Below are 11243 nucleotides of genomic sequence, written 5' to 3'. Positions count from 1 at the left end.
GATATGATGTCGCGGCACAGCAGATCCGCCGATCTGGCGACTGGCCTTCGTGAACTCTCGAGCAAATGTCCACGTAATGTCCACGCAATCATGATGAATTTGAAACATCTCTGATGTCTATCACTCTATCGATGCCGTTGGACACGAACATGGAAACGCAGAACGAATCCGATCTACTGAAGCTTCTTGGACGAGTTCTTCGTGACAGTGTCTATGAGATTTCCGATTTTGAGGACGTTGATCTCGCAGGGACACGATTGCTGGCTCAAGCGCTCGATCTCGGTTTGATCAGAGATGAAGGCGCAGGCCGGGATAACGGTGCGCGCTATGTGCTTACAAATGACGGCCGCCGTGCGCTCGGCCTGCAAACAGACTGGTGGATGCCAGAGGATTTGCGGGGAAAGCTTTCTGCCGTTGCGGAAACAGCCCCTCAGGCACAGGGCGGCGGAGCGCGCCCACATCCGTCAGCGATCGTTGCGACGGCTTTCATGCGGCGAAGCCGAACCTTGCGCGCCCTCCTTCGATACACGCCGATAGTCTGCCTGATCGTTGTGGTGTGCGGTATCATTCTCGTCACCTGGACCGGCGTGCGCATGATTTCCAATTGATTTCGATGGATTATGGTAGCCGGCGGATTATTGACGCAGTGATTTCGCTTTGATGCGGGCGACAAATTTTTCGTCACCGACGAAGCTGTTGAGAAAGCCGAAGACATCTTGCTGACGCCGCCGTCAAACACGTCTCTCAGGCCATCAACGCCCTGTCCTGCGGCGCCAATAGCCGGACGGCTGGACGTCATGCGGACTTAAAGTGATCATTGGTTCAGCTCCCTTCCGGAGCAGACCGGCCCAACTTCCGAGTTTGGCGGGCGCCATGGCTCCCATATGGCGAACCAAACTTACAAGAGCCCTTGGAAAGGGTCGTGCGATGAACTACATTGATTTTCAGAATTATCTACACAGAGATGACCTATGCCTATCAACGTAAACAATCCGGAGGCAGACGCGCTGACGCGCAAGTTCGCCGAGATGGCTGGCGTCGGTATCACCGATGCTATCGTGATTGCCATGCGAGAGGCGATCGCGCGTCGTAATCACGCAGAAACACCGCTGCAGACCGCAGTTCGGTTGCGAAAGAAGTATGGCATTGCGTTGAGCGAGGACGTCCGCAAGCCGCTTGCCCGTGAAGCGTTCGACGACATGTGGGATGATGCGTAATGTTTGTCGATGCCTGTGCGATCATCGCACTTCTTTCCGATGAGGCAGAGGCGGTGCGCGTGTCTGAAGCCATAGTTTCAGCCCGACAGCCATTTACATCGCCCGTTGCCGTTCTCGAAACCGTCCTTGGACTTGCCCGGCCAGACAAGTTCAATCTTCCGGTGTCGGTAGTTGAAACTGTTGTAACGGAATTCCTCTCGGCCCGGAAAATCGAGGTTCGCGATCTTCCGCCCGCGTCCGAGACCACACGGCTTGCTCTTATCGCCGCGCAACAATATCGAAGTGGCCGTCGTGGTCTGAACCTTGGCGATTGCCTCCATTATGCTTGCGCCAAATTTCATGGCGTACCGATTCTCGCCACGGCGGACGAGTTTAGGTCGACCGATCTCGAAACCATTCCTTGATCCCGCTGCGCGCGGCGAGCCTCCACACGGTCACCATAGCGATAGCTCCCTATATAGTAGGACGCCACAGCTTGGCCCGTTCGCCGGGTGGGAAGCGCCGTTGGACTGCCACGAAGACGGTGCCGAGCCTTTCACCGGGAGTTCGCCGGAATTTGTCGGACTATATTGCGCTTTGGCCAACGCTCGCGCGAGCGTTGGCATTCGTCTTGGTATCGGACTATTTCACGGCAGCCTTCAGGCCGCCTGCCTGCAGATCCGCCTCATCGGCAACAATGGCGGCCGCTTCGTTCAGAAGGGCGTCTTTTGCGTTCTTGCGGGCCTTTTCAAGGGCAATATCGGCGCTCAGGCTGCGCTCATTGGCCTGAAGGCCATCGTCTTCGCCGGTGTCCACGCCATCGTTTACCTGTCCGCGTGACTTGAGGCGATTTGCCTGGGCGGCCATCTCATTGCGGCGCTCGGCTTCATTGAGCGAGATAACCCGCTTCTCGCGTTGCACTTTCAATGCTTCAGCGTCGTCCACGAAACGTTGGAAGTCAGGATCCTTCTGCACCCGAAGATCATGACGGCTTTGCAGGGGCGGGAGCAAGGCTTTCATATCGCCCAAAGGCTTATACTTCGCGGGTTTGACCTCGGTCCACGGCAGGGCGTTGTCATAGCTCGACTCGCCGAAGGTCTTGGGATCCGAAAGACCGGGCAGGACGAGGTCCGGCGTCACGCCGCGCAACTGCGTCGTACCGCCATTGATGCGGAAAAACTGAGCAACCGTCAATTTCAGCTCGCCGAATTTCGGTTTGGGATTATGAGCCACCTGATCCAGATTGACCACGGTTTGCACCGTGCCCTTGCCGAAGCTCGGTTCGCCGACAATGACGCCCCGGCCATAATCTTGAATTGCCGCAGCGAAAATTTCGGAAGCCGATGCGGAGCCGCGATTGATCAGCACGCCAACCGGGCCGCTCCAGGCAGGCGCAGAAAGATCGTCGCTTTCCACTTCCACTTCGCCATTTGCGTTGCGCTGCTGAACGACAGGACCCTTGCCGACAAATAGGCCAGTCATATCGATCGCTTCGGATAGCGAACCGCCACCATTGTTGCGCAAGTCGATCAAGACGCCGTCGACCTTGTCCTGGTTCAGTTCGGCAATCAGCTTGGCGACATCGCGGCTGGCGCTTCGATAATCCTTATCGCCCTTTCGCCGCGCTTCGAAGTCTTCATAAAAGGCCGGCAGGGTAATGACCCCGATCTTGCGGGTAGCGTCTCCATCCTTCACCTGCAGGATCGTCTTCTTGGCGGCCTGCTTGTCGAGGCTGATCTTGTCGCGTACCAGGCTGATGATGTGATGCTTGCCGTCCGGTCCGGCATCTGCCGGCAGGATATCGAGGCGCACGACGGAACCCTTGGCGCCGCGGATCATCTGCACGATTTCGTCAAGGCGCGTTCCCACAACTTCCTTCATCGGGCCGTTTTCACCTTGGCCGACGCCGGTGATACGATCGCCGACCGCAAGCTTGCCGGATAGCTGCGCCGGGCCGCCCGCGACGAGTTCGCGGATCGTCGTATAGTCATCCCTTTCCTGCAGCACCGCGCCGATACCAACCAGCGAAAGCTTCATCGAAATATCGAATTCCGCCGAGGCGGTCGCTCCGAAATAGTCCGTATGCGGATCGACCGACGTCGTATAGGCATCCATGAACGTCTGGAAAACATCGTCGCTCTTGTATTTGTAGGCGCGCTCCAGGGAGTTTTCGTAGCGCTTGTCGAGCGTATCACGAATGGCGGCGTCGTCCTTGCCTGCCAGCTTCAGGCGCAGCCAGTCGTTCTTGACGCGCTTGCGCCATAGATCATTGCTTTCCGCTTCGGACTGCGGCCACGGCTCCTTGTCGCGGACCAGAGGATAGTCTTCCTGCACGCTGAAGTCGAACTTCCGGTTCAGCAGGCTGCGTGCATAGCTCATGCGCTCGACGACCCGCCTGTCATAAATGTTGAAGATGGAAAACGGGATATTCAGGTCTTCCTGGTTGATTGCGTCATCGATCTTGGTGCTGCCGGCCATGAACTTGTCGATGTCCGACTGCAGGAAGATGACGCGATCCGGATCCAGCGATTTGATGAAGCGGTTCATGATCCTGGCCGATAGAACATCGTCCAGCGGAACGGGCTTGTAATGGAAGCGCGCAAGAAATTGTGCTGTCAAATGAGCGGCTTGCGCCTGTTGCGGCAGTGGCGTCAAAACTGGCGGCGCGCCTGCTTCCAGGGCATATGCCGACGGTGCAATTGCCATGAAAAGGCAGAGGAAACCATATTTTATACGCATCAAGCTTCGACCCGATTCTCAATGTTGAGTGTTCAATCCGTCATGTTGGTGGAACAATTATGGTTTTTTGGCAACCAGACGGAGGTAATCCGTCCGAAAAGATTTCCGAAAAGCCTTCGCTGACGGGGCAGGCTGGAAGAAAAGTCGGTTGCGGAAGCCGCCGACAGGGTCTTTCGAATGTGACGCCGCGGTTTGTAAAGAGGGCGCTCCGACCGAAAACTGCGGGATTGTAAACCGTAGCTGCTGCCGGTGCGAAACGCCGGCGTGCGTATAATTGTAATGAAACAATATACAGATTGACATGATCCATTGTCTCTTTCACGCTGCTGTCATGAACACGCGTTGCGGGAAAGAGATGGAAATCCTGTCGGCATTCGTTGCATCGATTGCAAACCATCGGTGCGTACAATGACAATGGTGGTTACGCTGCAGGATATCGAAGCGGCGCGGCGGCGCATTGCCGGCCATGTCCTGCGTACGCCGCTGATGCCTTCGCACGCATTGTCTCGATGTGCGGGCGCTGCGGTATACCTCAAATTGGAAAACCGTCAGCGGACCGGCAGTTTCAAGCTCCGCGGCGCCACCAATGCGCTCCTTTGCCTCGATGAAAAGGCACGTTCGTGCGGACTAGTGACGGCCTCCACGGGCAATCACGGCAGGGCAGTCGCCCAAGCGGCCAAGACGATGGGTGCACGCGCGACCGTCTGTCTGTCCGCGCTCGTTCCGGCCAACAAGGTCGAGGCGATCCGAAGCCTTGGAGCTGATATTCGTATTGTCGGGCACTCGCAGGACGATGCCATGCGGGAGGTCGAGCGCCTCGTGCGTGAAGAGGGCATGCGCTTTATTCCACCCTTTGACGATGCCGGCGTCATTGCCGGCCAGGGCACGCTCGGCCTCGAGGTCTTTGATGATCTGCCCGAGGTCGCTTCTGTTCTGGTGCCTTTGTCGGGTGGCGGGCTGGCGGCGGGCGTTGCGGCCGCGGTCAAGGCTCGCCAGCCGGCAGCCAAGATTATCGGCGTGTCGATGGAGCGCGGCGCCGCGATGGCGGCAAGTCTTGCGGCCGGGCGACCGGTCGATGTGCAGGAGATGGAAACCCTGGCGGATTCGCTTGGAGGAGGCGTAGGCCTTGACAATCGTCTGACCTTTCCGATGTGCCGCGCGCTGCTTGATGAGGTGATCCTGCTCAGCGAGGAGGAGATTGCCGCAGGCATTCGCCATGCGGCGAAGGTCGAAGGCGAAACCGTCGAAGGGGCAGGTGCTGTCGGGATAGCAGCCTTGCTTTCAGGCAAGGCGAGACCCGTTGGTCCAACGGTGATCGTCGTTTCGGGAGGCAATATCGATCCGGCGGTCCATCGGACAATCATCGATGACCCCAATGTGGAGGCGGCGCCATGACGCGTGTGCTGATCCTGACCGAAGTCGACCTTCGCAAGATCGTCGATCTCGACAATGACGTGGTCGATTGTGTCGAACAGGCTTTTGCAGCGTTGGCGACAAAGGCCGTGGAAATGCCGCCGATCATGCGGCTGGACATCCCCGCGCATCGCGGCGAAGTCGATGTGAAGACGGCCTATGTTCCGGGTCTCGACAGTTTCGCGATCAAGGTGAGTCCCGGATTTTTCGATAATCCCTCGCTCGGGCTGCCGAGCACCAACGGGCTGATGATGCTTCTGTCGGCACGCACCGGCCTGGTCGAGGCGCTGCTGCTCGACAATGGCTATCTGACGGATGTGCGCACGGCCGCCGCAGGCGCCGTTGCTGCCCGGCACCTTGCGCGTCCGGATGCACGGATTGCCACGATTTTCGGCGCTGGCATGCAGGCTCGCTTGCAATTGCGAGCCCTTACGTTGATCCGGCCGATCGACGCTGCTCGGATTTGGGCGCGCGATCTGGCAAAGGCGGAAAAGCTCGCCCGGGAATTGACGACAGAACTCGGCTTTCCCGTCATGGCGGAGGCGGATGCCGAGCAAGCCTGCCGCGGCGCCGACATCATCGTCACCACCACGCCGTCGGACAGGCCGATTCTCGATGCCGCCTGGCTGCAGCCCGGCCAGCATGTCACCGCCATGGGCTCCGATGCCGAGCACAAGAACGAGATCGATCCGGCCGCCGTTCTAAAGGCCACGGTCTATGTCTCCGACAGCCTAAAGCAGACGCGGCGGCTGGGCGAGCTTCATCATGCGATCGCGGCGGGACTGGTGAGCGAAAGTGCTTCCTTCCCCGAGCTTGGAGCCATCGTCTCGGGCAAGGCCGCCGGCCGCCGGTCGCGCAAGGCGATCACACTTTGCGATCTGACCGGGACGGGCGTGCAGGATACCGCCATTGCTACGCTTGCGCATCGCCGCGCCGTCTTGGCCGGCGTGGGCCAAGCGATCGAAACGACGAAAGCATCAGGAGACTAAGCGTGAACGAACCGACCCTCAATTTCACCCGCGCCGAATATGCCGAGCGGCTCGAAAAGACGCGCCGCGCCATGGAGAAAGCCGGTGTCGATCTTATCATCGTCACCGACCCGTCCAACATGCATTGGCTTACCGGCTATGACGGCTGGTCCTTCTATGTGCATCAATGCGTGCTGGTGCCAGGGTCCGGCGAACCGATCTGGTACGGGCGCGGCCAGGATGCCAATGGCGCCAAGCGCACAGCCTATCTCGCGCACGACAATATCATCGGCTATCCGGATCATTATGTGCAGTCGGATGAGCGCCACCCGATGGATCTGCTTTCCAAGATCATCGAGGAACGCGGCTGGGCCAATGCCTCGGTCGCCGTCGAGATGGACAATTACTGGTTCACCGCGGCAGCCTATGCTTCGCTCGTCAAACACCTGCCGAATGTCCGTTTCAAGGATGCGAAGGGGCTTGTAAATTGGCAGCGCGCCGTCAAGAGCAAGACCGAGCTCGACTATATGCGCAAGGCTGGCCGTATCGTCGAGGCCATGCACCGGCGGATCGTTGAGAAGGTCGAGCCGGGCATCCGCAAATCCGATCTCGTCGCCGAAATCTACGATGCCGGCATTCGCGGTGTCGATGGCTTCGGCGGCGATTATGCCGCGATCGTCCCGCTGCTGCCGTCGGGTGCAGATGCTTCCGCGCCGCATCTGACCTGGGACGACAAGCCGATGAAGAGCGGCGAGGGCACCTTTTTCGAGATCGCCGGCTGCTATCGCCGCTATCATTGCCCGCTGTCGCGAACCGTCTTCCTCGGCAAGCCGACGCAGGCGTTCCTCGAGGCGGAAAAGGCGACGCTCGAGGGCATGGAGGCGGGGCTCGCCGCCGCCAGGCCGGGCAATGCCTGCGAGGACATCGCCAATGCCTTCTTTGCGGTTCTGAAGAAATACGGGATCGTCAAGGACAACCGAACGGGCTATCCGATCGGTCTTTCCTATCCGCCGGATTGGGGCGAGCGGACCATGAGCCTGCGCCCCGGCGACCGCACCGAGCTTCAGCCCGGCATGACCTTTCACTTCATGACCGGCCTCTGGCTGGAGGACATGGGCATGGAGATCACCGAAAGCATCGTCATCACCGAAAGCGGCGTCGAGTGCCTCTCCAATGTTCCCCGGCGGCTGGTGGTGAAGTGATTAATTGAGATGAACAGCATGAACATTTCCAAACGGCCATCGCCGATTACGCCGACTATCGATTTCGACCGTGACGGCATCCATCACGGCCACCTGCGTCTGCCCTGGTCGCGCGACGATTCCGCCTGGGGTTCGATCATGATCCCCATCTGCGTCATCAAAAATGGTGAGGGGCCGACGGCGCTTTTGACCGGCGCCAACCATGGCGACGAGTATGAGGGGCCCGTCGCGCTCTTCGATCTCGCTCGGACGCTGAAGCCGGAGGAGGTCAAGGGCAGGATCATCATCGTTCCGGCGATGAATTACCCCGCCTTTCAGGCAGGCACCCGCACCTCTCCGATCGACAAGGGCAACCTCAATCGCAGTTTTCCCGGCCGGCCCGACGGCAGCGTGACCGAGAAGATCGCCGATTATTTTACTCGCTACCTGCTGCCGCTTGCCGACATCGTCCTCGATTTCCATTCGGGCGGCCGTACCCTTGATTTCCTGTCCTATGCCGCAGCGCATGCTTTGCCGGACAAAGGTCAGGAGAAGGCCTGCTTCGATGGCGTAGCTGCGTTTTCCGCTCCCTATTCCATGCGGATGATCGAGATCGACGCCGTCGGCATGTACGACACCACGGCCGAACAGATGGGCAAAGTTTTCGTCACGACGGAGCTTTCCGGTGGTGGAACCATATCTGCGCGTACGGCTTCCATTGCCAAGCGCGGCGTTCTGAACGTTCTGAAGCACGCGGGGATAGTCTCCGGCGCACCGGAAGTCGAAGTGACGCAGTGGCTCGACATGCCATCGTCGGATTGCTTCGTCTTTTCCGAGGCCGACGGCGTTTTCGAACCGCTCAAGGATCTGGGTGAGAAGGTTTCGCGAGGAGAGATCATCGCCCGCATCCATCCCATCGGCCGCACGGGAACCGCACCATCGGACTATCGGGCGGCAATGGACGGCATTCTCGCCGCACGTCATTTTCCCGGCCTCATCAAGACCGGCGACTGCCTGGCCGTCGTCGCGACGCTGACGGGGGGCCCCTGAACTGCCGCGCCGCGGCAACGCGGCGCGGATCGCAACCCGCTATGGCAAAGAACCGGAAAACCGGACAGCCGATGGCGCAATTCAACCACAGAGGAGTGAACCATGAGAACGAATCTTTATCGCAGCCTTGCCGTCATGGGTCTGACCATCGGCCTCGCCGCATCCGCCCACGCCGCCAGCCTCGATCAGATCAAGAAGGATGGCTATATCCGTGGCGCCAGCGCCAACGAGGTTCCCTACAGCTTCATGGACGAGAGCGGTGCCGCCAAGGGCATCGGTCCCGATGTCGCCGCAGCCGTGTTGAAGTCGATGGGCGTCAAGGACGTCGAGTGGACCGTGACGCCGTTCGGCTCGCTGATCCCCGGCCTGAAGGCCAAGCGTTTCGATTTCGTCGCCGCCGAGCAGAACATCTTGCCGGAGCGCTGCAAGCAGGTGCAGTTCACCACCCCGAATTCGAGCTATGGCGAGGGACTGCTCGTGCCGAAGGGCAATCCGAAGAAGCTGCATTCCTATGAGGACATCAAGAAGGATCCGTCGCTCAAGGTTGCGATCGTATCGGGTGCCGACCAGCTCGACTTCTTCCATGGTCTCGGCATTCCGGAATCCCAGATCGTCATGATCCAGGCGAATGCAGATGCGTTATCGACGATCCAGACGGACCGGGCCGACGCCTATGCGGCGACCGAGCTGACCGTCGCCAAGCTCGTTCAGGCCAGCGCCAATGTCGAGCATGCGGAACCCTTCACCGATCCGGTCATCAACGGGAAATCCGTCAGAAGCTATGGCGGTTTTGATTTCCGGCCAGAGGACAAGGAACTCTACAAGGCGTTCAACACCGCGCTTGAAGCCTTCAAGAAGACGGACGACTACAAGAAGATCCTGATGTCCTACGGTCTGAGTGCCGAAAGCGTCGAGGCAGCACGCACGAAGAGCACTGAAGATCTGTGCGCGGGCAAGTGACCCTATCGACGGCTAGGAACGACTTGGCGGCTGTCCCAAGGTTAGCCGCCAAGCCGTTCGGCCCCTTCCATTCTGGAAAGGAGGTGACCGGGCCATGAGCTGGACACACTATCTGCCGGCGCTGCTGAAAGGCGCGGAGGTGACGGCGATCATCGCCGTTGCCTCGATGTTCCTCGGTGCGATCCTGGCTTTTGCAGCCGGTCTGGCACGCTTTGCCGGAGGGCGGCTGCTCTCCCTAGTCGCGATCGTCTATATCGAGATCTTTCGCGGCACATCGCTTCTGGTGCAGCTCTTCTGGCTCTATTACGCGCTGCCTCTGATCGGGATCTCCTTCGATCCGATCACGACCGGCATTGCCGGCCTCGCGCTCAACATCGGCGCCTATGGCGCGGAAGTCGTGCGCGGTGCGCTGCAGGCGGTTCCCGACGCTCAGCATGAGGCGGCACGCGCCCTGAATTTCAAGCAGGGACAGACGCTCTTCCATATCGTCCTGCCCCAGGCCGTGGTGGAGATGATGCCGGCCTTCGGCAATCTTGCCGTCCAGAACCTGAAGGATACGGCATTGGTGTCACTGATATCGATCAGCGATCTGACCTTCCAGGCGCAACAGCTGCGCAATATCACGCTCGACAGCGTGACGATCTATTCGCTGACGCTGATTGGATATTTCATCATGGCGCTCGTCCTCGTTGCCTTCATGCGCTGGCTGGAGACGATCCTTCGCCGTGGCGTCGCTTTCCCGGGGAGGGCGCCGGCATGATGTACGGCTTCACCTGGGATACGTCGACGACGCTGTCCTTTGCATTATCGATCCTGCCGATCCTCGGCATCGGCCTCATCGTCACGCTGGAGGCGGCGGCCGCCGGATTTGCCATCGCGCTTGTTCTCGGCCTGATTTTCGCTTTGCTCAGGCGCAGCCGTTTCGTGGCGATCTCCTGGCCGACGGCCCTTGTCATCGAGTTTCTGCGTGACACGCCGCTGCTCGTTCAGCTCTTCTTCCTTTACTACGTCCTGCCGATCTACGGCATCACATTGCCAGCCTTCCTCACCGGCGCGCTGGCCCTCGGTCTGCAATATTCGGCCTATACGTCGGAAGTCTATCGTGGCGGTCTGGATGCGGTGCCCCGCGGGCAATGGGAGGCGGCAACGGCGCTCAATCTGAGCCACGGCCGTACCTATTGGGATATTATCATCCCGCAGGCGATCCCCCGCATCGTACCGGCCATGGGCAACTATCTCGTCTCCATGCTCAAGGAGACGCCGGTGCTCTCCGTCGTGACGGTCGTCGACATGCTCAACCTTGCCAATCTCATCGGAGATCGGACGTTCGAGTATCTGGTGCCGCTTTCCCTCGTCGGCCTGATCTTCCTCATCCTCACGCTCGTCTGCTCGGCGGCCATTCACTGGCTCGAAAAGGCGTTGCCGAAAAACGGAATTGCTCTGAGATGACGCAACCACTGATCCGCTTTCAAGATGTCACCAAGCGATACGGCCACCTGACCGTGCTCGACAATTTCTGCTTCGATGTCGCGCCCGGCGAAAAGGTGACGCTGATCGGCCCTTCCGGTTCGGGAAAATCGACGGTCCTGCGCATCCTGATGACGCTCGAGCCCTTCCAGGAAGGCACCTTGCACCTGGCCGGCATGTCCTATCATCAAGACAATGGCCGAGGCCGGTTCCTGGCCAGCGAGGCGCATCTGCGCCAGATCCGCACCCATGTCGGCATGGTGTTCCAG

Annotated in this window: 12 protein-coding genes; 11 read left to right on the top strand and 1 reads right to left on the bottom strand. The window is 59.6% G+C overall.

Going from position 1 to position 11243, the window contains the following annotated elements:
* Window positions 1-149: 149 nt before the first annotated feature.
* From Q4Q11_RS28690 to Q4Q11_RS28680, 3 genes are all read left to right on the top strand, one after another.
* On the top strand, window positions 150-608 hold the full coding sequence (locus Q4Q11_RS28690) for a hypothetical protein (RefSeq protein ID WP_498571596.1): 459 nt from the start codon (window positions 150-152) through the stop codon (window positions 606-608).
* A gap of 363 nt (window positions 609-971) precedes the next feature.
* Window positions 972-1217 (top strand): type II toxin-antitoxin system VapB family antitoxin, encoded by a 246-nt coding sequence (locus tag Q4Q11_RS28685; RefSeq protein ID WP_498571595.1) that lies wholly within the window; start codon window positions 972-974, stop codon window positions 1215-1217.
* The gene (locus tag Q4Q11_RS28680; protein WP_498571594.1) at window positions 1217-1621 is read left to right on the top strand and encodes a type II toxin-antitoxin system VapC family toxin; all 405 of its coding nucleotides are present in this window, start codon (window positions 1217-1219) and stop codon (window positions 1619-1621) included. Before Q4Q11_RS28685 ends, Q4Q11_RS28680 begins: the two co-directional genes overlap by 1 nt.
* Before the next feature lie 217 nt (window positions 1622-1838).
* On the opposite strand, the gene Q4Q11_RS28675 is transcribed toward Q4Q11_RS28680, so the two are convergent.
* On the bottom strand, window positions 1839-3935 hold the full coding sequence (locus tag Q4Q11_RS28675; RefSeq protein WP_498571593.1) for a carboxy terminal-processing peptidase: 2097 nt from the start codon (window positions 3933-3935) through the stop codon (window positions 1839-1841).
* 408 nt (window positions 3936-4343) lie between these two features.
* On the opposite strand from Q4Q11_RS28675, the gene eutB reads away from it, so the two are divergent.
* From eutB to Q4Q11_RS28635, 8 genes are all read left to right on the top strand, one after another.
* Window positions 4344-5330, top strand: coding sequence for a hydroxyectoine utilization dehydratase EutB (gene eutB, locus Q4Q11_RS28670; protein WP_498571592.1), 987 nt, complete (start codon window positions 4344-4346; stop codon window positions 5328-5330).
* A complete protein-coding gene (eutC, locus tag Q4Q11_RS28665) occupies window positions 5327-6337 on the top strand; it encodes an ectoine utilization protein EutC (RefSeq protein WP_113214428.1) in 1011 nt (336 codons plus the stop codon). The genes eutB and eutC overlap by 4 nt, the downstream gene beginning before the upstream one ends.
* A 2-nt stretch (window positions 6338-6339) precedes the next feature.
* Window positions 6340-7518 (top strand): ectoine hydrolase DoeA, encoded by a 1179-nt coding sequence (doeA, locus tag Q4Q11_RS28660; protein WP_498571591.1) that lies wholly within the window; start codon window positions 6340-6342, stop codon window positions 7516-7518.
* A 9-nt stretch (window positions 7519-7527) separates the two neighbouring features.
* Entirely contained in the window at window positions 7528-8547 is a 1020-nt protein-coding gene (gene doeB, locus Q4Q11_RS28655; protein ID WP_498571590.1) for a N(2)-acetyl-L-2,4-diaminobutanoate deacetylase DoeB, read from the top strand.
* Between the two features lie 102 nt (window positions 8548-8649).
* Complete coding sequence (gene ehuB / locus Q4Q11_RS28650; protein WP_498571589.1) at window positions 8650-9507, top strand: ectoine/hydroxyectoine ABC transporter substrate-binding protein EhuB; 858 nt, start codon at window positions 8650-8652, stop codon at window positions 9505-9507.
* Between the two features lie 94 nt (window positions 9508-9601).
* Complete coding sequence (gene ehuC, locus Q4Q11_RS28645; protein ID WP_498571588.1) at window positions 9602-10267, top strand: ectoine/hydroxyectoine ABC transporter permease subunit EhuC; 666 nt, start codon at window positions 9602-9604, stop codon at window positions 10265-10267.
* Window positions 10264-10956: an ectoine/hydroxyectoine ABC transporter permease subunit EhuD gene (gene ehuD / locus Q4Q11_RS28640; protein WP_498571587.1), complete on the top strand. Its 693-nt coding sequence runs from the start codon at window positions 10264-10266 to the stop codon at window positions 10954-10956. The genes ehuC and ehuD overlap by 4 nt, the downstream gene beginning before the upstream one ends.
* Window positions 10953-11243: ATP-binding cassette domain-containing protein (locus tag Q4Q11_RS28635; protein WP_498571586.1), on the top strand; the 291-nt coding region annotated here is incomplete at its 3' end. The genes ehuD and Q4Q11_RS28635, both read left to right, overlap by 4 nt.

The organism is Rhizobium sp. UFLA01-1127 (assembly GCF_059803845.1).
This window is presented reverse-complemented; position numbering and strand designations above follow the sequence as displayed.

Excerpts from the sequence above, each read along its gene's own strand:
- eutC (WP_113214428.1), top strand. The coding sequence starts at position 5,327 with ATGACGCGTGTGCTGATCCTGACCGAAGTCGACCTTCGCAAGATCGTC.
- Q4Q11_RS28675 (WP_498571593.1), bottom strand. The coding sequence starts at position 3,935 with ATGCGTATAAAATATGGTTTCCTCTGCCTTTTCATGGCAATTGCACCG.
- Q4Q11_RS28680 (WP_498571594.1), top strand. The coding sequence starts at position 1,217 with ATGTTTGTCGATGCCTGTGCGATCATCGCACTTCTTTCCGATGAGGCA.
- ehuB (WP_498571589.1), top strand. The coding sequence starts at position 8,650 with ATGAGAACGAATCTTTATCGCAGCCTTGCCGTCATGGGTCTGACCATC.
- Q4Q11_RS28685 (WP_498571595.1), top strand. The coding sequence starts at position 972 with ATGCCTATCAACGTAAACAATCCGGAGGCAGACGCGCTGACGCGCAAG.
- Q4Q11_RS28690 (WP_498571596.1), top strand. The coding sequence starts at position 150 with ATGGAAACGCAGAACGAATCCGATCTACTGAAGCTTCTTGGACGAGTT.
- ehuD (WP_498571587.1), top strand. The coding sequence starts at position 10,264 with ATGATGTACGGCTTCACCTGGGATACGTCGACGACGCTGTCCTTTGCA.
- eutB (WP_498571592.1), top strand. The coding sequence starts at position 4,344 with ATGACAATGGTGGTTACGCTGCAGGATATCGAAGCGGCGCGGCGGCGC.
- doeB (WP_498571590.1), top strand. The coding sequence starts at position 7,528 with ATGAACAGCATGAACATTTCCAAACGGCCATCGCCGATTACGCCGACT.
- ehuC (WP_498571588.1), top strand. The coding sequence starts at position 9,602 with ATGAGCTGGACACACTATCTGCCGGCGCTGCTGAAAGGCGCGGAGGTG.